The 20,548-nt window shown below is 45.8% G+C and carries 20 protein-coding genes; 8 read left to right on the top strand and 12 right to left on the bottom strand.

Features of this window, described 5'->3' with window-relative positions; all coding sequences use genetic code 11:
* Nucleotides 1–182 precede the first annotated feature (182 nt).
* Both OJ16_RS17315 and OJ16_RS17310 read left to right on the top strand, forming a co-directional pair.
* A complete protein-coding gene (locus OJ16_RS17315; protein ID WP_040992497.1) occupies nucleotides 183–1,886 on the top strand; it encodes a diguanylate cyclase domain-containing protein in 1,704 nt (567 codons plus the stop codon).
* 217 nt (nucleotides 1,887–2,103) lie between these two features.
* Entirely contained in the window at nucleotides 2,104–2,973 is an 870-nt protein-coding gene (locus tag OJ16_RS17310) for a hypothetical protein (RefSeq protein ID WP_040992496.1), read from the top strand.
* Nucleotides 2,974–3,045: 72 nt separating this feature from the next.
* Here the strand turns inward: OJ16_RS17310 and OJ16_RS17305 are convergent, their stop codons facing one another.
* The 5 genes from OJ16_RS17305 to OJ16_RS17285 all read right to left on the bottom strand — a co-directional run bounded on the left by OJ16_RS17305 (nucleotide 3,046) and on the right by OJ16_RS17285 (nucleotide 6,455).
* Nucleotides 3,046–3,477: a YccF domain-containing protein gene (locus tag OJ16_RS17305; protein ID WP_040992755.1), complete on the bottom strand. Its 432-nt coding sequence runs from the start codon at nucleotides 3,475–3,477 to the stop codon at nucleotides 3,046–3,048.
* 153 nt (nucleotides 3,478–3,630) lie between these two features.
* Complete coding sequence (locus tag OJ16_RS17300) at nucleotides 3,631–4,365, bottom strand: sulfite exporter TauE/SafE family protein (RefSeq protein ID WP_040992495.1); 735 nt, start codon at nucleotides 4,363–4,365, stop codon at nucleotides 3,631–3,633.
* Between the two features lie 79 nt (nucleotides 4,366–4,444).
* The gene (locus tag OJ16_RS17295) at nucleotides 4,445–5,653 is read right to left on the bottom strand and encodes an MFS transporter (RefSeq protein WP_040992494.1); all 1,209 of its coding nucleotides are present in this window, start codon (nucleotides 5,651–5,653) and stop codon (nucleotides 4,445–4,447) included.
* Between the two features lie 56 nt (nucleotides 5,654–5,709).
* A complete protein-coding gene (locus OJ16_RS17290; RefSeq protein WP_040992492.1) occupies nucleotides 5,710–5,889 on the bottom strand; it encodes a hypothetical protein in 180 nt (59 codons plus the stop codon).
* A 170-nt stretch (nucleotides 5,890–6,059) separates the two neighbouring features.
* Entirely contained in the window at nucleotides 6,060–6,455 is a 396-nt protein-coding gene (locus OJ16_RS17285) for a rhodanese-like domain-containing protein (protein WP_040992490.1), read from the bottom strand.
* Between the two features lie 132 nt (nucleotides 6,456–6,587).
* Here OJ16_RS17285 and OJ16_RS17280 point away from each other — a divergent pair, with 132 nt between their 5' ends.
* Nucleotides 6,588–7,526 (top strand): helix-turn-helix domain-containing protein, encoded by a 939-nt coding sequence (locus OJ16_RS17280; RefSeq protein ID WP_040992488.1) that lies wholly within the window; start codon nucleotides 6,588–6,590, stop codon nucleotides 7,524–7,526.
* Nucleotides 7,527–7,697: 171 nt separating this feature from the next.
* Nucleotides 7,698–7,988, top strand: a complete 291-nt coding sequence (locus OJ16_RS17275) for a putative quinol monooxygenase (protein WP_040992487.1) — start codon at nucleotides 7,698–7,700, stop codon at nucleotides 7,986–7,988.
* 131 nt (nucleotides 7,989–8,119) lie between these two features.
* Here OJ16_RS17275 and OJ16_RS17270 read toward each other — a convergent pair whose 3' ends face one another.
* Entirely contained in the window at nucleotides 8,120–8,932 is an 813-nt protein-coding gene (locus tag OJ16_RS17270) for a Cof-type HAD-IIB family hydrolase (protein ID WP_040992486.1), read from the bottom strand.
* Nucleotides 8,933–9,343: 411 nt separating this feature from the next.
* Here OJ16_RS17270 and OJ16_RS17265 point away from each other — a divergent pair, with 411 nt between their 5' ends.
* The 3 genes from OJ16_RS17265 (at nucleotide 9,344) to secF (ending at nucleotide 12,698) form a co-directional block, all read left to right on the top strand.
* Nucleotides 9,344–9,814: a hypothetical protein gene (locus OJ16_RS17265; RefSeq protein ID WP_040992485.1), complete on the top strand. Its 471-nt coding sequence runs from the start codon at nucleotides 9,344–9,346 to the stop codon at nucleotides 9,812–9,814.
* 170 nt (nucleotides 9,815–9,984) lie between these two features.
* Complete coding sequence (gene secD / locus OJ16_RS17260) at nucleotides 9,985–11,799, top strand: protein translocase subunit SecD (protein ID WP_040992483.1); 1,815 nt, start codon at nucleotides 9,985–9,987, stop codon at nucleotides 11,797–11,799.
* 2 nt (nucleotides 11,800–11,801) lie between these two features.
* On the top strand, nucleotides 11,802–12,698 hold the full coding sequence (gene secF / locus OJ16_RS17255; RefSeq protein WP_040992481.1) for a protein translocase subunit SecF: 897 nt from the start codon (nucleotides 11,802–11,804) through the stop codon (nucleotides 12,696–12,698).
* A gap of 138 nt (nucleotides 12,699–12,836) precedes the next feature.
* On the opposite strand, the gene OJ16_RS17250 is transcribed toward secF, so the two are convergent.
* Entirely contained in the window at nucleotides 12,837–14,273 is a 1,437-nt protein-coding gene (locus OJ16_RS17250; protein WP_040992480.1) for a coniferyl aldehyde dehydrogenase, read from the bottom strand.
* A 192-nt stretch (nucleotides 14,274–14,465) separates the two neighbouring features.
* Between OJ16_RS17250 and speG the strand changes: the two genes are divergently transcribed.
* Nucleotides 14,466–14,990 (top strand): spermidine N1-acetyltransferase, encoded by a 525-nt coding sequence (gene speG / locus OJ16_RS17245; protein ID WP_040992479.1) that lies wholly within the window; start codon nucleotides 14,466–14,468, stop codon nucleotides 14,988–14,990.
* Between the two features lie 169 nt (nucleotides 14,991–15,159).
* Here speG and OJ16_RS17240 read toward each other — a convergent pair whose 3' ends face one another.
* From OJ16_RS17240 to OJ16_RS17220, 5 genes are all read right to left on the bottom strand, one after another.
* A complete protein-coding gene (locus tag OJ16_RS17240) occupies nucleotides 15,160–15,684 on the bottom strand; it encodes an RNA methyltransferase (RefSeq protein ID WP_040992478.1) in 525 nt (174 codons plus the stop codon).
* A gap of 295 nt (nucleotides 15,685–15,979) precedes the next feature.
* Entirely contained in the window at nucleotides 15,980–16,351 is a 372-nt protein-coding gene (locus OJ16_RS17235; RefSeq protein ID WP_040992477.1) for a DUF2750 domain-containing protein, read from the bottom strand.
* Nucleotides 16,352–16,508: 157 nt separating this feature from the next.
* Nucleotides 16,509–17,735 carry a sodium/glutamate symporter gene (gltS, locus tag OJ16_RS17230; protein ID WP_040992476.1) on the bottom strand — a complete coding sequence of 409 codons (1,227 nt, stop codon included), beginning with the start codon at nucleotides 17,733–17,735 and terminating at the stop codon, nucleotides 16,509–16,511.
* Between the two features lie 610 nt (nucleotides 17,736–18,345).
* Entirely contained in the window at nucleotides 18,346–18,771 is a 426-nt protein-coding gene (locus OJ16_RS17225) for a VF530 family protein (RefSeq protein WP_040992754.1), read from the bottom strand.
* A gap of 110 nt (nucleotides 18,772–18,881) precedes the next feature.
* Complete coding sequence (locus OJ16_RS17220) at nucleotides 18,882–20,486, bottom strand: ABC-F family ATPase (protein WP_082030286.1); 1,605 nt, start codon at nucleotides 20,484–20,486, stop codon at nucleotides 18,882–18,884.
* Between the last annotated feature and the right edge of the window lie 62 nt (nucleotides 20,487–20,548).

Here is a 20,548-nt window from a genome sequence, read left to right as displayed (position 1 = left end):
TACTCACCACCGTCACCTGTCCACTTTTGCTGATAATTTACGCATTGAAGCGCATAACGAATACGTTTAAGATACGACACAAATCACACTAATTTATAAAATGTTGGCACATCTTTACCATGGCTTTACCTAAACTCGTCGCGCACGCCCTCAGGCCGTATGTCATACTGCTATCTTTTTGTATGGCTTATTTCGCTTATCAGCAATTTAAAACCTCTGAGCAAAACGCATATCTTCAATCTTTTGCCAACCTAAACACCGCTTCTCATTTGGTTTCAGCTCAAATAGAAGCCGCCTCTAGTAAACTTTTTCTGTTGGACGATGCAAAATCGATCACTCAGTTTAATTACACGGCGAAGCGCATACTGAAGCACTCCCCAATTTACGCGGATGTTATTTATGTCAATAATGAGACAATGCAGACCCGCTCCGTTCTCTTGCATTCGACAAAGGCTCAACAAGACCCCAATATTATTTGGACGCCATTAGTTAAAATGTCGCCGAATATCGCGATTTCTTCATTGTATGAAAAGACGCCTGGGTACTGGGTTTTCGCAGTGAAATACTCCCCTGATCATCAACACCAAATTTGGCTTGAATTCGATTTGATGCATGCCACGCAAAGCTTGCGCGGATTACGCACGCTCAATGATGGCTATGTATTTGTGATTGATCGTCATACTGAAAGACTGATTTTCCATCCCGACCCGACTCGTATCGGTTCGCCTTCTATCAGTTATCATGGGGGCGTTAGTGAATTAATCGCATCAGGCCAACAATTTGGCCGCCACGAATATTATTACCAAGATCAATTCAAGATGACCGTGTTTGATGCCAACAACCCATTAGACTGGGTGTTTATTTCGGGGACGGATCGTTCTGATATTTTGGCGGCGTCCAATCAATTCACGTTAACGGGCATTTTTATTGCTTCGTTGCTTTTTATCATTATTTCAATCAGTTATTTGATTCATCAACTCAACCATGCGTTGAGATTGCTTAACCAACAAACTGAAGTGGCCGATTTTAAGTCTCAATTCCGGGCTACCGTAGACCGTTTTCTCTCCCATCAAGGGGTTCAATTTTGTCTCTATGATAGTGAAAATGACCAATTCAGCACACTCGATTTTCATGGTAATAGCACCATCATCATGTGTGATGCGAACTTAGCGTCGTACTTTATGCCGGGAGACATTCAATATAAAGGGAAACACCAAGCGGACCCATTGGCGAAAAAACTCATGATTCGTTCACGTCATTACAGCCTTCCTCTGTTTAGTAACAAGGAGCTGATTGCCGTTATCTATATCAAGGCTTTTTTTCCTAATTTTCATACCCTTGTGCGAATGATCCGCGATTACTCTGAAATCGCTCTGTCGAATGTGCTATTGCATAAAAAACTCATGAGTAAAGATGTGATGACGCAGTTGGATAATAAACACATCATTCGAGCGGCCATTGATCAAAATATTGATAATGAACATGTGTTTTTTGCCCTAGTCGACATCGACCGTTTTCAGCGTATTAATGATGAGCATGGGCATAAATGTGGCGACAAAATCATTAGAGAAACCGCGGAGATTATGCAGACGTGTTTCTCAAAACCACGTGCGATTAGTCATGCTCGTTATGGGGGCGACGAATTCTGTGTGTTGTTCCACGCCACGGATGAAAACGACGCGTATGAGCAGTGCGACATTTTCCGCCAGCTGATTGAAAAAAGAGGTTATTTACACAATGACCAACCCTTGCATTATACGATCAGTATGGGGGTCACTCGCGTTTGGGTTAGCCAACATATTACGATAGATCAAGCGGATAAGGCGCTCTATCAAGCAAAAGGGCTCGGTCGCAATCAAGTGGTTTTAAACACGTTTAAATCATAACGATTGGCCTGCCACCACGCGTAACACTCGCCATCATAAGAAGGCATAGAATGGACGGCGTCCCCCCGCGTCCATTCTGCGCGAGCCCCAACTCAAAACCGCAGCGAAACCATAGCGTATTGACCATAGAACTGTCACACTACCCGCCTGCCGATTCACTTCTCTTTATATCGCTCAACCAAGGCGATTCCACATTGATGACCGCTTAGGTGAACCCATGACGAAACAAAAGGTATCCACTTCACAACTGGCGAAAATGCGCGATGTCGACGTGAAGCAACTGTTTAGTGACCTAAAGCACGCGGGCTATATCAATCGCAGTGAAGACAACTGGGTTTTAACCGACATCGGCCGTAAGTTCGGCGGGGAGTACTTCGCTCACCCCAAATTTGGTCAATACATTATCTGGCCGGAAAATCTCTTCATTGATGACGCTTTAACGGCGGGCAAACATCTCACCGCCACGCAAATAGGCGAACGATTCCAACTCAATGCAAAAAAGATAAACCAGTTACTCAATGAGCTCGGTTGGATACACAAAACAGACAACGGCTGGCATGTGACGCCCTCAGGATTAATGCATGGCGGCCAGCAACGCATTGATAACCAGAGTCAGCAAGCTTATGTCATTTGGCATGATACTGCGGTTCACAATCCACACTTAAAGCAAACCGTCATAGAGTTTACCGGCCAAGAAGCAAGCAACAATGCCACCGATAAATCGTATGTGAATTTTCAACAAAAATTCGCGGCAAAACACCGTACCTTAGATGGGCACTATGTGCGTTCACGCGGTGAGCTGATTATCGACAATTGGCTCTATATGAATGGCATCGTGCATGCTTATGACCGCCCGTTACCGATCGAACACAATCAAGCGTGTGATTTTTACCTACCGAGCGGCAAGGTTTACCTGAAATACTGGGGCGATGACGCCGAGGCGACGGACGAACAACAAAAGCAAGACATCACTGCGCTCTACCAACAGCACCAGTTTGCCTTAATTGAAGTCACCAGCGATGACATTGACAGGCTCGATGAGATCTTGCCGAGCAAGCTAAGAGCGTTTGGCATTAAAGCCTACTAAGCGCCGCTTCTCTAATATAAAAAAACGCCGCGAAATCGCGGCGTTTTTAGTGTCTAATTTTTACGGGTAAAACTATCGACGCATGGAGTAACGCGCCGCCGCCGCTTCCTCTTTCGAGACCACCGTTTTACCAATTGGGGCTAACGAAATCACCGCCAGCTTCAAGTGCTGCAACGCAAATGGAATACCGATGATGGTAACAAAGCAAGCCACCGCCGATAATATATGACCGATCGCCAGCCAAATGCCCGCTAATAGGAACCAAATAACATTACCAATCACACCAAGTGGGCTGGTACCAATATCACGCTCGTTCGTTAATTCATCACGAGAAATCGCTTCTTGGCCAAATGGGAAAAAAGAAAAGTTACCCATAACAAAACAAGCACGGCCCCATGGAATACCAATGATACTAATGAAGGCGAGTAAACCAAACATCCACCACATTAATCCCATAAAAACACCGCCGAACAAAAACCAAATGATGTTACCTAGCGTACGCATATTCATTACCCTCTTTTAAAAAATGAACATTGAAAACATAGAGAGTGAATCTGGTTCATCTAATGTTCTGTTAGCGATCGTTTTGCTTTTTTTGATGGCTTTACCCATCAATCAGACACCCAGTATTCATCATTACGATGAACCTAACATGAATTATAGCGCCATCAGGCCTTGCCAGACAGCTGTTGCGCCACTGACCGAACAAAGTGCCAATGCACCAATACGAATCTTCTCTTTCGGTAGCGAGTCTGTGGTTGCACGCGCCAATCGGTAACCTAGATAAGCCGCAGGCAACAATGGCAATGTAATCCATAGATGATGCAAGTTTAGAAAACCAACCGGAATTTGCACACCCAATGAAATCAGCGAGCTGAAAACAAAAAAGGCCGACAAGTTGCCACGCAATTGGTTAGCTTCTTGATGCTGCAATAACAACGCCATCGGTGGTCCACCAATCGCGCTACTGGTGCCGAAGAAACCAGAGAAGAAACCGGCAATACCCATGCGCATAGGGGTAGGTTCAATACGTATCGGCAATAAGCTCACTAAGACAGCAAAGAGTACTAACACCCCCAACCAAAGCGCCAAGGCACTCCCAGACACCATCACTAACAATGCGCCGCCAGCGATCGAGCCAGGAACACGGCCGATCAGGGCCATTTTTAAGCCACCGATTTCAATGCTCGAACGGTATTTCAGTGCATTCAACAGCGAAATAAACAAGGCCACTAAACAAATTGGCGCTGGAACGTAATCAGGAGAAACAAGAAATAGCAGCGGTGATGCAACAACAGCCAAGCCAAATCCAATCGATGTTTGGACAAACGAACCAACAAAGATCAAAGCTGCTGCAATCAGAGCCTCAGAGGTAATCCATTCCGAGAACATGATAATCCATAAACGATAAATAAAAAGAGAGCCGAGTATAACTCAGCTCTTTGATTACCGGTAATATTACGGTTAATGATTATGCCGTTGCTAAACGAGCGACAGGCTTGTCATTGATTGGAATATGCAGCAGTGCGGCAATGAATGCCAATACAACCGTCGACCACCAAATAGGTTCGTAGCTGCCGTAGTAATCATAAATACGACCGCCCGCCCACGCGCCAAGGAAACTGCCAACCTGGTGCGTAAAGAAAACCAAACCATAGAGCGTTGAAAGGTAACGCGCACCGAAAATTTGACGTACTAATCCAGACGTCAGCGGCACCGTGCCTAACCAACAAAAGCCGATCGCTGCACCAAAAATGGCGGCGGTGTTTTCAGTAATGGGTAGAGTCACAAAGCCCGCAATAACCACTGTACGCATTAGGTATAATGCAGACATCACGTAACGCTTATTAAAGCGATCGCCCATCACACCCCAGAAGTATGAACCGAAAATATTAAAGATACCCACGTACGCCAGTGCCATCGCCGCACTAGACGCTGGCAAATGCTTATCCGCTAAGTAGCTTGGCAGGTGCGTGGCAATAAACATCACGTGGAAGCCACACACGAAGAAACCCGCATGGATCAACCAATAGCCGCGATGATTAAATGCTTCTTTAATCGCCTGACCCAATGTCTGTTCTTCTTGACCATTTTGAGCGTTTGCACCGCTGTTACTTTGCGCCGTTTTCATGAACAAGCTCAACGCCATGATCACCGTACACAACACCGCAAAGACTTGCATCGCTTGTTGCCAGCCAAAATCCATCATTAGCCACTGCGCACCAGGGATCACAGCAAACATGCCAAACGAACCTGCCGCCGTCGTTAAACCAAAGGCTTTCGCCGCATGCTCAGCCGGAACGACTTTCGCCACAGCCCCCAGCACGATCACATAACTGGTACAACTTAAGCCAAGACCAACCAATGCGCCTAGCGACACGTAAAGCATGCTCGCTTCAGAGGTAATCGAGGTTAAATAAAGACCCAACGCATAAGAAAGTGCACCTAAAAAGATAATGCGTTTTGAGCCAAATTTGTCCGCTGCCATACCAATAAAGGGCTGAAAAGCGCCAAACAACAAGTTTTGCAACGCAATCGCAAAGCTAAAGAACTCACGACCCGTTTGAAAGTGTTCAGAAATTGGCATCATAAAGATACCAAATGACTGACGAATACCGAGGCTGGTGATCAAAATGCCGATCCCAAGCCATACCAATAATGGAAAGCGGAAAATACTCATATTATTTTTTATTAACTCATCTAAATGTGCTGATCAGTAAAACGCTTACTGATCAATTAGTGATGGTGTGCATGGGCATCAGGTGCTGCCGCGCCATTTTGTTGATGACAACCCATATCCACGGCTTGCTGTGCAAGCAATTCAAGTAATGGCTCACTGTGATGAACGACAACGAGCGTCAAAACCAGCAACAACACCATACGGGTGAGTTGCGCGGTCAGCGATTGTGAGAACATACAAAGTCCATGAGATAAAAATGAGCGCGGAGTTTAGGGCTCAACGTGATAACTTCCTAATGATATTTCGTCAGCTAATCTATGCAGTTTATGCATAGATTCATTAACATTAAGACCGTGTCAGCATAGAAAAACGTCACCTGATACAAGCAACCACCAGCATGATGCAATTATGAGCCGATTAAGTTGAAACCTTCATCAAGCCAACCGGTAACGCCGCCTATCATTTTTTTCACCGGGCGACCTAATGTAGCCAAACGAATCGCGGCTTTTTCGGTTCCATTGCAATGAGGTCCCGCGCAATAGACCACAAAAAGGCAGTCAGCTTTAAACTCGGCTAAGGTTTTTTCATTCAAACGGCTGTGGGGGATATTGATCGCACCGGCAATATGCCCTCGATCAAACCACTCACGACCACGGATATCGACTAAAACAAAATCTTGTCTTTGATTAGATAGTGCATGGTGAACATCCCAACAATCCGTTTCAAACGCCAGTAACCCTCTAAAATGGCGCAACGCTTCCTCACTGGGTGCCGCAGGTACTCTTGATACAACACTCGACATAACCTCTCCTTGTTCATCGATAACGGTTTGTGTTTAACCATTATTCATTGCGACGTCACGCTCGACCATTGGCTTTTAAGTCAACGATCGTTAATATCAAGCCAAGTTAAATGAATGTTAAGGAAGACACTCATGCGCGTTGCCATACTTTCCCACCCCGATGTGTCCCTCTTTGAGCTCGGCTGTGCCGTCGAGATATTTGCCCTGTCTCGGCCAGAATTTGAACAATGGTATGAGGCGGAAATCGTTAACCTGACCAACCAAGCCATCACCACCACTGGCAACATCGTCATGCAAACCAAGTACGTTACCGATCTGAACGATTACGATATGCTGGTCGTCCCCAGTTGGCCAACTCGAAACACCACTATCGATGCTCTGACCGCCTCCGAGGTACTGCACTTTTCCCAGCAAAATAAACGCATCATTTCGTTTTGTTCCGGAGCGTTTCTGCTTGGTGGACTGGGGCTGCTCGATGGTAAGAAAGCCACAACACACTGGGCCTTTGAATCCCAATTTCGTGCGCGCTTTCCCAATGTGAACTACGTCAGCAATGTATTGTATGTATTTGATGGCCAATATGGCTGCTCTGCCGGCAGCGCCGCAGGACTCGATTTAGGATTGGCCGTTATCAGGCAAGATTTTGGCTATGCGATTGCCAACCAAGTCGCCAAGCGGCTAGTGGTTTCAGCGCACCGAACCGGAGGCCAAGCTCAATTTGTCGATACACCGATGCTGCATGTTCCTAACCAGTTTTCAGAATCACTACAATGGGCCAAAGCGAATTTAAGACAACCGATCACGATTGATTTAATGGCACAAAAAGCCAATATGTCACGCCGCACGTTTGACCGAAAATTTCGCGCCAGCATGAGCCTCACGCCACAAGAATGGTTAGTCATTCAGCGCACCGAATTAGCCAAAGGACTTTTGGAAAGTGAATCCCATAATATTGAACAACTGGCGGTACAAGCCGGTTTTAACAGTGCAGAGAGTATGCGCCACCACTTTCGGCGCATTGTCGGCGTGTCGCCGACGCAGTATCGCGACCAATTCAATCGTGAGGGATAAGTCGGTTCTTGATGGGATTATCAAATTTTATTTGAAACAGGTTTTAGCCACGTACCATTTTTCTTTTTCCATCACAGGCTATGCTTACGGTGAATTATGAATGATGAACAGCCGACATGGGCAAACAGCCAAGGCTGAAAATAGATAAATTGATAAATAGAGGAATCTTCGATGGCCAATCTAACGATCGTCGCGAATATCGTCGCACAACCCGATCAAGTTGAATTTGTAAAAAGCGAATTGCTCAAATTAATTGAGATCACGCGTACAGAGGAAGGCTGCATTAACTACGATTTGCACCAAGACAACGAAAACCCAGCGCATTTTGTTTTTTACGAAAACTGGGCATCAGAAGCGCTGTTACAAACGCATTTAAACAACGATCATTTAGCGGCGTACATGAAAGCCACAGAGGGTGCTGTCGCCAGCTTTACCATTAATAGAATGACAAAATTAGGCTAGGCTGTACGGCCATTGCTCCATTCAAAAACAAAGTCCCAAGGCTCGTACTCGCATTGGGACTTTGTCATCATAGAAAGCATCAAAAATTGAATGACTTATCGACAACCGTTATTCACCGTTGCCGAATGCGTTTATTTCAACACCGTTTGTTTGATGACTTGAATCACTCCCGACTCACGGTTGCTCGGTGCAATAAAGCGTGCCAATTTCTTCACTTCTGGGTGGGCGTTTTCGACCGCATAAGAGTGGTAGCTCGCTTTTAACATCTCAACATCGTTAAAGTAATCACCAAAACTCATCGTCTGCTCGTAAGTAAAGCCTAATGTATTCTGCAAATGTTCAATCGCCGCCCCTTTTGAGGCTTGGGCGTTCATGATGTCTAACCAAATTTTGCCACTGACGACCACTTGATTGGTTGCGCCAAATTTTGCATTCAACGACGGGTACACATGCTTCTCTGTACTGTCAAAATGGCAAATAGCGACTTTGATAAACTCATCATCGACGTCGAGTAAATCTTCAACGTAGTGGCAAGCATGGTAATACTTACTGAATTCAGCCACCGCGATAGGATCTTGCGTTTCAATGTAAGCTGAGTTTTTACCGCACAATACGATGTACGCCCCTTCAATATTACGCGTCTCAACAATAACGTCGTGCGCAGTCTTCGTGTCTAGCGGGCAACTATAAAGCTCTTCCCCCTTATGCATCACCAAGGTGCCATTTTCAGCAATGAACATCATCTGATGTTGAATTGGTGCAAACGTTTGTTGCAAGCTCGCATATTGACGGCCAGACGCCGCCGCAAAAATAACGCCTTGATCAGACAACTGGCGATAGATATCGAAAAACTGCGGGTCTAGTTGCGAGGATTCATCGAGCAAGGTGCCATCCATATCACAGGCAATCAGTTTGATATTATGAGAAGACGATTGTGCGTACATGTAATTGAACTCAATTAGAAGCGGAGCATTGAGATTGCGGCATCTACTGAATATTGTAAACCCCTAAACACGGCAGAATTCCACGTTCAATTTATCCGCTTTTTCTCGTTAAGAGGTTCATCATTCGATGAAAAATAACGCGTTTATCCCAATAACAGGCTCAAATGCGCAAAATTCACACAAAAGCAGACCAACCCCCGCTCGTGTATTCGCAATAAAATACAAAACTAGTGAAATCAGAAACTTAAAATAAGTCATCCTCACTTAAAAACACAAGACAACGGCCAAAGAAGTAAAAATTCTGATTACAAAACAATTCACTGCTTGTCGATTTTGAAACTCAGGCTTATGATGATCGCGAATCATATTGTGAGTTATTGTATGCCTAAGCAGTGGATAAAGCGGTGTCGTATGTTGAGCGTAATGCTTAGCCTGCTGCTCGCCTGTTTTTCAGCTAGCGCAGCAATAGCAGCCAGTGATGCCAATGCGCCTATCACGAAACCGCTACTCACCCAACCGATTCAGCTGATCGTTCATCATGATACCAATCTTCATCACGATACCAGCGAACAGCACGTTCCTAGCCCTGCGCACAAAGTGCATATCGAGCAGCGTGCCCCAGCAAAATCGCTTTCTCCTAGTCTTGCGTCCATTTTACGGAATGGCTCATTTATCCCTGAGCGTTTGCATGAAGCAGAACCTAACTATGAGTTAGTGTTTGAGTTCAGTGATAGCCATGCTCAGACCCTGCGCTTGAGTGTCTACTTCGCGCTCGATGAATGGCACGACTGGACGCTTAATCCACCCGCGACCTCGCATCGCATCGCTGGCTGGAAAGAATCCAACCTACTCTATCGGTTTATTAGCCAAGCCGACGCCTAACCTCTTTCTCTTGCCCTCTCTGGGCACAATTTGTCACACCTAAATTTTGAGTCTCATGCCGCGTAAACACGTGCATTAGGCGATAAAAGTGGTTCTTAGAGAACCTGTAACTTAGCGATTAGGTGCGGCACTATTTCACTCCTATCGGCGTTGCCGAAGAGAAAAGTGTTATGCAAAAACAAAAAATCAATCGAAGTGTGTTGAATCATTATTCGGCATGGAAGTACGTGGTCCTCATCACCACCATTATCATTATGTTATTAAGCGCATTACCGTCATGGTTTGGTGAAAATGCCGCTGTCATTCTCAATCATAAAGCCGCGCCAATCTCTGTGGTGACGGCACAACAACAGCTTGATGCGCACAACATCGTCGTCAAACGCATCAGCCAAAAAGACAACGAAACCACCGTTGTACTTGAGCACAACAACGATCAAAACAAAGCCAGAAACATCTTAGAAGAGTTTGCACCAAAAGAAGACATCGTCACGTTAGCGATGGTGCCCGCGGCGCCAACGTGGCTATTGGATATGGGCTTTACGCCGATCAAACTTGGTCTAGATTTACGCGGCGGTGTACAGTTCTTGCTTGATGTGGATATGAACGAAGTCTTCCGTTCTCATGCAGAGCAAGCACAAGATTCGATCAAAGATTATGCGCGCGAAGAACGCATTCGCGGCGTGCGTATTGAAGCGGATCGCGATGCAGACATCAGCATCAAAGCGCCTAATGAAGAATCGGTTGCCACTCTACGTCATTACATTAAAACCCAATACCCACAGTGGGTGGTAAAAGGGAACGGTGATAACGACCTGATTATGGCGCTCGCGGATTCAGAAAAACAAACGCTAACCAGCTTAACCGTGCAGCAAAACCTGCAAACCATGCGCAGCCGTATTGAAGAACTCGGCATCACTGAAGCGGCCGTTCAGCGTCAAGGTGAACATCGCATTCGTATTGAACTGCCTGGTGTACAAGATCCAGCAGCCGCAAAAAATGTGATTGGTGCCACCGCAAGCCTTGCGTTCTATGAAGTCAAACCTGAGCGCACCAATGGCACAGAAATGATCATGGACAAAGAGGGCCGTCCAGTACACGTAACTCGTAAGCCAGTCTTAAGCGGCGAGCACATCGTGGATGCGCGTGCGGGAATGGGTGAAATGGGCATGCCAGAAGTCAACATCAGCCTCGACTCTGCCGGCGGTAAAATGATGTCTGATTTCTCAGGCAACCACATCGGTAAACCAATGGCGACCGGGTACAGCGAATACAGCCGCGATGCTCAAGGAAATGTCGAGCAATCGAACACCATCATCAGCGTTGCGACCATCCAATCACAACTCGGGAACCGCTTTAGAATCACCGGCGTAGGCCAACTGAACGATGCACAAGATCTGGCGCTACTGCTTCGTGCGGGTTCATTGACCGCGCCTGTCACCATCGTAGAAGAACGCACTATCGGTCCATCTCTAGGGGCGGAGAATATTCAAAATGGCTTTGCCGCCTTGGCATTAGGCATGGGTCTTACTCTGCTCTTTATGGCCGTTTGGTATCGTAAATTGGGTTGGGTCGCTAATGCGGCTTTGGTGGTGAATATGGTGATGCTGCTTGGTCTTATCGCCTTACTTCCCGGCGCCGTATTAACCCTACCCGGCATTGCCGGTTTGGTGTTGACCATCGGTATGGCGGTGGATACCAACGTGCTGATTTTTGAACGCATTAAAGAAAAACTTCGTGAAGGTCGTAGCCTTGCTCAGTCAATTGATCTCGGTTTTAGCAGTGCTTTCGCCACCATCCTTGACTCCAATATTACGACGCTGATTTCTGCGGCGACGTTATACATGATTGGTAATGGCCCAATTCAAGGCTTTGCTTTGACCCTTGGCCTTGGCTTGCTCACCAGTATGTTTACGGGCATTTTCGCGTCTCGCGCGATGATCAATTTAATTTGGGGTAAAGATTCACGTCGCGGAGTGAGAGTTTAATTATGATTACCAATAAACAACTAACCAAATGGCGTCATGCCGGTAGCTTCATTTCTTGCCTTTTGATCTTGGTGTCGATTTTTTCACTCGCGACCAAAGGCCTTAATTTCGGTTTGGATTTTACCGGCGGTATGATCAGTGAAGTGCGTTTAGATACCAGCCTAACTGCGTCGCAGATTCAAACCAAGCTAGAAGCGGCTCTGCACCAGCCTGTCTCCGTCGTATCAACCGGTGATGACGGTCAATGGATGCTCCGTTATGCCGCAACCGAAGACATCCAACAGCAGCCTGAAATTCGTCAGCTACTTGCTAGCTTTTCAGACAATGTGGAAATGATTAATGTCAGTTTAGTCGGCCCACAAGTGGGGCAAGAACTGGCCGAGCAAGGTGGCCTCGCGGTGATGATCACGCTCATGGTGATCTTGGCTTATCTGAGTTTCCGTTTTGAATGGCGTCTCGCATCCGGAGCCTTACTGGCGCTAATGCACGATGTGTTTATTCTGCTCGGCTTCTTCTCGCTAACAGGAATGGAGTTTAACCTCACCGTACTGGCCGCACTGCTGGCGGTGTTGGGTTATTCACTGAATGACTCGATCATCATCTCTGACCGAATTCGCGAACTGCTTAGAGCCAATGTGAAGTTGCCCATCGCTGAGCTGAATAACCAAGCGATCTTGAATACCTTGTCGCGTACTCTCATCACCTCGGGGACAACCCTAATCTCAGTGGCCTCTCTGTGGCTACTGGGTGGAGAACCACTATTCGGGTTCTCGATCACCATGTTCATCGGTATTGTTGCAGGAACATGGTCAACCATGACTGTCGCCACCATTATCCCTGAGCTGACAAATTTAAACCCAACACACTACGCACCAGAACCTATCTCTGAAGCGCCGTAATTAAGGGTTAAAAGACTGAGGTAACTCGGCAGAATATAAAATGCACTCATCAAATCAGGCCCATTGGGCCTGATTTTTTTACTTAATGCCTATTTATCTGATGCCTGTTTATTTAATACCTTTTTATTTGATGCCTGTTTATTTAATGAACATGGCCGCCAACGCTTTTTTCATCCACACACGATAGTGAATAATCCATCGAGCGCGGGGCAACCAACTCGGCGTGCTCAATACGGTTTTAGCATGAGACAGGCGACGAAAACCTTCCACCCCATGATAATGCCCCATGCCAGAATCGCCGATGCCGCCAAAAGGCGCGTCATGAGCAGAGACATGCAATAGAGCATCGTTAATACACAACCCGCCGCTGTGCGTTTGTTGGCTCACTTGCTCAATGAGTTGTTGATCTCGACTCATCAAATAAATCGCAAGCGGGCGCGGTCGATTACCAATGTATTCCAATGCTTGATTGACGTGACGATAGCCGATAATAGGCAAAATCGGACCAAAGATTTCCTCTTCCGTTACCCACATGTCATCGCTTAGCGTTGTGATGAGATGGGGCTGCATTTCACACTCAGCCAAATCAACATCGTCAATCGTATACACCTTGCCACCTTTTAATTTGGCGTCATCAACATAACTCGTTAAGCGCTCAAACTGCGCTTGGTTGATGATCCGCGTCATGCCTAATTCTTGGGGCTGATTCAAATACGCTTGCCGATACTGCCTCAGGTAGCTTTCCACAAACGCTTGCTGTTTATCTTCAGGCAACAATACATAGTCTGGTGCGACACAAATCTGCCCCGCATTCAGTGATTTCCCCATCAACACTATCGATGCGACGTGATCAATATCGGCATCGGGTGCGATAATCACCGGTGATTTTCCGCCAAGTTCCAGCGTCACTGGCGTGAGATTTTTAGCGGCTTGCTCCGCCACCAGTCGGCCTACCTTGGTAGACCCCGTAAACAACAAATGGTCAAACGGCAGCTGCGAAAAGTGTTGCGAGATGCCGACATCCCCTTCTATCGCACACACGTGGTGATCAAGCTGGGCAAAAATTTTACTCAGAACTTGGTTGGTGTGAGGGGTATTTTCACTCAGCTTTACCATTACACGGTTTCCCGCGGCAATGGCCGTCACAACCGGAGCGATACTTAGGAAAATAGGAAAGTTCCACGGCACCATCACCCCGATAACGCCCAGTGGCTGATAACGTACTTTGATTCGTGAAGGAGCAAGCGTTAAACCGGCTCGGCGTCGAGAGGGTTTGGCCCATTTTTTAAGGTTTTTACAGGTATAATGAATGTGCTCAATTGATGGCAGCAAGTCACACAGAGTGCTATCAAACTCACTGCGATAACCATAATCGTCATTGAGCCCCTCAAGCAGCGCCGCCTGGTGGCTAACTAACGCCTCCTTAAGCTGCTTTAATAACTGCAAACGTTGAGGCAATGCTAAGTAAGGCTGAGCGTGAAATCGGGTCTGTAATGCCTCAAACAACGCTTGCAGCTCTTCCTGGGACTTCACGTGCGCTTTTTGCCAATGATTTAAATCGACGACCTTTTCCATAGCCTTAATACACCCTAAAATTCATCGACTTAAGAATAGTCAGTTTTGCTTTAAAAATCACGACCGTTTGAGATGACCAGAACCGCATAAATTTGATTCCCTGCTTCAAGCAATAGTGCTATGTTTCCGTCGCAGCATAATTCTCTGCAATCTATGCCGCATGCATTATTTAATTCATAAATGGAAAGTAACATGGATAACGAAATCCGCTTACGCGCTCTTGAGCAAACAGACCTTCGCTTCATTCACCAACTCAACAACAACCGCTCAATCATGTCATATTGGTTTGAAGAGCCGTATGAATCTTACTACGAGTTGGAAGACCTGTTTCGTAAACATATTCACGACAGCAACGAGCGTCGCTTTATCGCAGAAAATTCGGAGCAGCAATCTATTGGCTTAGTCGAATTAGTCGAACTTAACTCAATTCACCGTAACGCTGAATTCCAAATCATTATTGCTCCGGACTACCAAGGTTGCGGCTATGCCCGTCAGCTAATTAATAAAGCGTTAAACTACGCGTTTACGATATTAAACCTGCATAAGATTTATTTACACGTCGCGGTTAATAATGAAAAAGCCATCCACCTATACGAAAAAAGTGGCTTTGTTGAGGAAGGACATTTAGTCAAAGAGATATTCGTTAATGGCGCATACTGCGATGTGAAACGCATGTATATCCTGCAAGATACTTATCTCGACAATCGCAATAAGTAGCCGACACTAGATGCTCTAGTCTCGTCTTGATTGTTCTTAAGGGCTTCTCTGTGAAAGCCCTTATTTATTCATACGAAGCCAGAAAATCATACGAAACCAAAGATTCAAACGAAAGAATAGAATCGATACCCGCTAAGTACCCACTCTAATCACGCAGCCGAAACACAGCTTATTCCGCGCAACTCGCCGCTTTGATCACCAGTTTGTTTTTGTTATCACGGCTGCGACGAATCAAGTCGTCACCTTGAATCATATTTTCAGATTTCGCTAAACGGTCATAAAGCAATACGTTGACCGATGCCGCTAGATTCATACAACCAATGGTGGGTACATAAACCACGTGATCCGCGCGATTGGCCACCTCTTGGGGAATCGAACCATCTTCAGGGCCAAACACATAAATGGCTTTGTCTGGGTGCTGGAAATACGGCAACGGTGTCGCACCTTCCGCCAATTCAACACAAACCACTTTAATATCCGCTGGTAAGTCATCCAAAACCGAATCCACTCCGGTTAATGGGATGCTTTGAATCATGCTCTTCGTGTCCGTGGCAAACTTAACTGCGCGGTCGTAACGCTCACCCGTATAAGTGACGGCATTAGCCTGATAACATCCCGCCGCGCGCATTACTGCACCCACATTTTCCGGGCTTTTCGGGTTAATTAATCCAATCATCGTGAGTGTATCGTTCATCTTGTCTCTCTAACCTTGCATGATAAGGCATGGCACTGCCTGCGAAGGGCGGCATTCTAACAAATGCAGGTAAAGATTCAAAAGAACATCGACATCAAAACAGACAACCACCATAAGGAGCATCTGTGCGTGGTTGACGGAGTGAGAGCATCGTTGAGGGCGTGAGAGAATAAAGAAGAATGACAGAGGGGTATTTCAGGGGAAAATCACAAAGAGAACGGGCGACACTTTCATGCCACCCGCTTTTAAACAAAATCGTGACCATTCACATGATGACGTATTTCAATCGCTGTTCTTAACGACGCTCACGCTTCATCATTTCAGCTTCAAATTCGTCTGGGTAAAGCACTAAGCCTTCACCTTCAGCGTCTGGGAATACCACTAACGACAGGTCGTCTTGCTCTAGGCCGCGAGTCCAACGACTCTTCCACTTCGCAAGAGAAATCGGTTCCGCAGTAAAGCCTTCCCATTCTTCCGTTGCCCATTGCAGCGCATGCGCTTCAGATGGCCATACTGGCACACATTCTTCATCATCCGTGTTCAGCAATACACTTCCGTGCTCATCAATCAATAGCCAGATTTTTTTGCTTTCAATAATCGCTTTAAAAAATGCATCAAAGCGTGCCATTGGATCTTGTGGAACAGTTACAGTAGATGAGTCGCTCATAAGTTGCCTTTAAATCATAGATACAGTAACAGTATATCCTGCTTTTCTCTTGAGTTGCACTGACGACTGCATCATTCGCATTCAATGCGCTTTTTGTTGCCGCCAAAATAGAAAAAGACAGGCCTAAACCTGTCTTTCATCGCACTCTACTGGGGCATTAATGAATAAAAGCAATGCAACCTTGTAGAATCATTAAGTTGACGATATCGATAAAGAATGCGCCCACGATTGGCACCACCATAAACGCTTGTGGTGATGGACCATGGCGACTCACGATTGAGCCCATATTCATGACCGCAGTAGGCGTTGCGCCTAGGCCAAAGCCACAATGACCACTTGCAATCACCGCCGCATCGTAATTACTGCCCATGATACGGAATGTTACGTGGTAAGCAAATACCGCCAGAATCGTCGATTGCACGCCAAGAATGATAAGGAACGGAATCGCTAAGTCAAAAATGTTCCACAATTTCAGGCTCATCAATGCCATCGCTAAGAACAGCGCCAGTGACACAGTGCCAAGAATATCGACGGTTTCTAGATCTAGCTTACGTACTTTGGTCACTTCCAGCGTATTCGTGATGACAACACCGATAAACAAGGCGTAAACAAAATCTGGGATCATCAGCCATTTAATGCCAAATAAACTCACCCACTCTTCTACGTAACCAGCACCAACCACACAAAATAGAATCAGCGCTAAGCTTTCGATGACTTTCTTCGCCGTGACACGATCTTCTTCATGTTCGTTGTACGTCACCAACTCAGGAAACTCTTGGTGCGTTTGATTCGTATGGCCGTAGTCGGATTCTAATTTGCGCTTCTCAATTAAACGCTGAGCAACAGGACTGCCAATAATGCCGCCCATGATCAAACCAAAGGTTGCTGAGGCCATCGCGATTTCTAATACGTTATCCAGTCCGTACACGTCTTGGAACGTTTGTGACCACGCAGCGCCCGTACCATGACCACCAGAAAGGGTAATCGAACCGGCGATCAATCCCATTAGTGGGTCTAAGCCGAACATGCTCGCAAGCGACACACCTACCGCGTTTTGGATTAGGATGTAAACAGAGGCTACTGCTAGAAACAAAAAGACTTTAACGCCACCTTTGATCAACTGAGTATAATTTGCCGCCAAACCTACCGTGGCGAAAAACATCAACATAAAGGTGTTTTGCAATGGCAAATCAAAAACTAAATCGATTCCTTGGAAGTGCAAGCTCGTAATTGCACACGCGACGATCAAGCCACCGACAATCGGTTCAGGAATATTGAATTTTTTTAGTATCGGCAGTTTCGCATTAATGAATTGACCTAAAAATAGAACGAAAATTGCGACTAAAAACGACTCCTGTGGGCCGACAGATATAACCTGATTCATATGATCTCTTTCTTCCTTTTTCTCATTCCCTGCATCACAGATTCATAATGTGATCTATAACTCGAATATTTAGGTTGCCTTCTGATGCCGGACATTACTAGTAAGCAAACCCCTCGCATTCTCAAAAAATAAGAATTTGCAGCATATTATAGCCAATTTCATCTCATTTAATGAGAATAAAATGAAAAGCAAGTGCACTTGGATGCTTACATTTTCGCCATAATACCTAAAACCAACAAAATCACAGGGTGAGAAATCACCCTGAAAAATCACACGCTAAACCACCCAATCGGTCGGGCTATGTGGCCAGATGAATGTGCCTATTAACGCCCATTCAATGAGCCAAATATTCACCCATGATCACGAGATAAGGTGTTAACCACGAAAAAGAAATGAGCGTACTTTAAGGTCAATTTAAGAGGCGTGTTCAATCAAATGAAAAGTGGCTACGTTCGTCTTGGATCTAAGTTCACCTTGCATCTATATGATCGCTTCGACGAAAAACAGGCACAAAAAAGCCAAACGATTTACGTTTGGCTTTTCGACGTTTTGAACGGGAATCAAAGAGCAATGACGACGTCATGCCATTCAAAACCGCCACTGGCGATAACTAGCGACGATGGAAACGAGCGCGCTCTGCACGTTGTCTTGATGCGCGTTCTTTATGCGCAGACGCCGCTTTCGCTTGAGAAGCTAAAAGAGACTCAACCGTCAATTCCATTGGCTCACGCGGAGTCAAACCATGCGGGAATGTACGAGCGCGTGGTGGCAAGTTGTATTCATACTCTGACGCTTTAGGCATGCGCTTAAAACGGTACAAATAGAAGTTTTCTACTCGTTCACGAGCCCATTCTGTCTTTTTCAGATACTTCACACTGCTGGCAATCGTAGGCTTAGTGTTAAAGCAGTTCATGCGCATTGCGGTATCTAGAATTACCCAGCCGTACTGATCAACAAGCTGCTGCAGCATGTCTTCCAATTTTAGGCCGTGCAGCGGATTGTTCTGCTGCAGTTCAATTCTTTCTTCATCGGTCATAAATTCTTCATTCATGAGCGCTTCCTTCATTATTAGTGGCACGCCAAAGGGCAAGCCACCAAGTGTTAATTCATAACAGCGAATAGACGTTGTTCAACGCCATCACGTCATTATGCTGCGGTCAGTACTTTTTTTTGATGAGCCATGTACTCGTCAAATGTACCTTGGAAGTTCACTAACTTCTTGCCTTTTACATCAATAATAGACGTAGCCAAAGACGAAACAAATTCACGGTCGTGGCTGACAAAAATCAATGTACCTGTATAAACTTTAAGTGCGCTATTCAGTGCTTCAATCGCTTCCATATCCATGTGGTTGGTTGGTTCATCCATTACCAGCACATTGATATCTTGCATCATTAACTTACCAAATAGTAAGCGGTTCTTCTCACCACCTGAACAGTTCTTCGCTTGTTTGTTTGCATCGTCAGCAGTAAAGAGTAGACGACCCAAAATACCACGAACCATCAAATCATTGTGCTTCACTGTGCGCCACTGTGAAATCCACTCAAAGATCGTCAGATCGTTGTCAAAATCCGCGGTGCTGTCTTGTGGGCAGTAACCGATCGATGCGTTTTCTGACCATTTTACCACGCCTTGAGTTTGCTCTAGCTCACTCACAAGGCAGCGCAGTAACGTCGTTTTACCCACACCGTTTTCACCGATAACCGCAAGGCGTGTGCCCGCTTCAAGCAGTAGATTACCTTTTTCAAACAATAACTCATCGCCAAATGCATGACCAATATCTTGCAATTCAAGCGCTAAACGGTGCAGTTTTTTACCTTCACCGAAATCGATTGATGGGCTAATACGGCTACTTGATTTTACTTCATCAAGTTGGATTTTATCCATTTTCTTTGCACGTGAACTTGCTTGCTTCGCTTTAGATGCGTTCGCACCAAAGCGGTTTACGAAGTCTTGCAGTTCACTGATTTCAGCTGCTTTTTTCGCGTTTGAAGACAGCAATTGCTCACGAATCAAACCGGATGCTTCAAGGAAGTACTCGTAGTTACCCGGGTAGATGCGCAACTCGCCGTAGTCGATATCCGCCATGTGCGTACACACAGAGTTCAAGAAGTGACGGTCGTGCGAGATAATGATCATCGTACACTTACGTTGGTTCAGCTCTTCAGCCAACCAGTTAATGGTGTGGATGTCCAAGTTGTTGGTTGGTTCGTCAAGAAGCAAGATATCTGGATTGGCGAACAGTGCTTGAGCCAATAGCACACGCAATTTCCAACCTGGTGCAACTTGCTGCATCAAACCAAAATGAAACTCTTCTTCAATACCTGCTTGTAGCAAAATATCACCCGCGCGGCTTTCTGCGGTGTAGCCATCCATCTCAGCGAACTCGCTTTCAAGTTCAGCCACTTTCATGCCGTCTTCTTCGCTCATCTCTGGTAGTGAATAGATGCGTTCGCGCTCTTGCTTCACTTCCCACAGTTTACGGTCGCCCATGATCACAACATCAATCACGTTGTGTTGCTCAAAAGCGAACTGATCTTGGCTTAGTACGCCCAGTTTCAGTCCTGGCGTCACAGAAACGTTACCTGAGCTTGGCGTCAATGCGCCGCTAAGGATTTTCATGAATGTTGACTTACCACAGCCGTTTGCGCCAATAAGGCCGTAGCGGTTGCCGTTACCGAACTTTGCTGAAATGTTTTCAAACAATGGCTCAGCACCAAATTGCATGGTGATATTATTTGTACTTATGATAGCAGTGCCCTCGAAGTAAATTTCTTTTAATAACAAGCTCTTAATTCACTTTCGAGATACTG

Origin of the sequence: Vibrio renipiscarius, from assembly GCF_000827885.1 — a bacterium.
Classification (GTDB): Bacteria; Pseudomonadota; Gammaproteobacteria; order Enterobacterales; family Vibrionaceae; genus Vibrio; species Vibrio renipiscarius.
This window is presented reverse-complemented; position numbering and strand designations above follow the sequence as displayed.

Bases quoted from the DNA above. Each gene is read 5' to 3' on its own strand.
- OJ16_RS17315 (WP_040992497.1), top strand. From the start codon at position 183: ATGGCTTATTTCGCTTATCAGCAATTTAAAACCTCTGAGCAAAACGCA.
- OJ16_RS17310 (WP_040992496.1), top strand. From the start codon at position 2,104: ATGACGAAACAAAAGGTATCCACTTCACAACTGGCGAAAATGCGCGAT.
- OJ16_RS17305 (WP_040992755.1), bottom strand. From the start codon at position 3,477: ATGCGTACGCTAGGTAACATCATTTGGTTTTTGTTCGGCGGTGTTTTT.
- OJ16_RS17300 (WP_040992495.1), bottom strand. From the start codon at position 4,365: ATGTTCTCGGAATGGATTACCTCTGAGGCTCTGATTGCAGCAGCTTTG.
- OJ16_RS17295 (WP_040992494.1), bottom strand. From the start codon at position 5,653: ATGAGTATTTTCCGCTTTCCATTATTGGTATGGCTTGGGATCGGCATT.
- OJ16_RS17290 (WP_040992492.1), bottom strand. From the start codon at position 5,889: ATGTTCTCACAATCGCTGACCGCGCAACTCACCCGTATGGTGTTGTTG.
- OJ16_RS17285 (WP_040992490.1), bottom strand. From the start codon at position 6,455: ATGTCGAGTGTTGTATCAAGAGTACCTGCGGCACCCAGTGAGGAAGCG.
- OJ16_RS17280 (WP_040992488.1), top strand. From the start codon at position 6,588: ATGCGCGTTGCCATACTTTCCCACCCCGATGTGTCCCTCTTTGAGCTC.
- OJ16_RS17275 (WP_040992487.1), top strand. From the start codon at position 7,698: ATGGCCAATCTAACGATCGTCGCGAATATCGTCGCACAACCCGATCAA.
- OJ16_RS17270 (WP_040992486.1), bottom strand. From the start codon at position 8,932: ATGTACGCACAATCGTCTTCTCATAATATCAAACTGATTGCCTGTGAT.
- OJ16_RS17265 (WP_040992485.1), top strand. From the start codon at position 9,344: ATGTTGAGCGTAATGCTTAGCCTGCTGCTCGCCTGTTTTTCAGCTAGC.
- secD (WP_040992483.1), top strand. From the start codon at position 9,985: ATGCAAAAACAAAAAATCAATCGAAGTGTGTTGAATCATTATTCGGCA.
- secF (WP_040992481.1), top strand. From the start codon at position 11,802: ATGATTACCAATAAACAACTAACCAAATGGCGTCATGCCGGTAGCTTC.
- OJ16_RS17250 (WP_040992480.1), bottom strand. From the start codon at position 14,273: ATGGAAAAGGTCGTCGATTTAAATCATTGGCAAAAAGCGCACGTGAAG.
- speG (WP_040992479.1), top strand. From the start codon at position 14,466: ATGGATAACGAAATCCGCTTACGCGCTCTTGAGCAAACAGACCTTCGC.
- OJ16_RS17240 (WP_040992478.1), bottom strand. From the start codon at position 15,684: ATGAACGATACACTCACGATGATTGGATTAATTAACCCGAAAAGCCCG.
- OJ16_RS17235 (WP_040992477.1), bottom strand. From the start codon at position 16,351: ATGAGCGACTCATCTACTGTAACTGTTCCACAAGATCCAATGGCACGC.
- gltS (WP_040992476.1), bottom strand. From the start codon at position 17,735: ATGAATCAGGTTATATCTGTCGGCCCACAGGAGTCGTTTTTAGTCGCA.
- OJ16_RS17225 (WP_040992754.1), bottom strand. From the start codon at position 18,771: ATGACCGATGAAGAAAGAATTGAACTGCAGCAGAACAATCCGCTGCAC.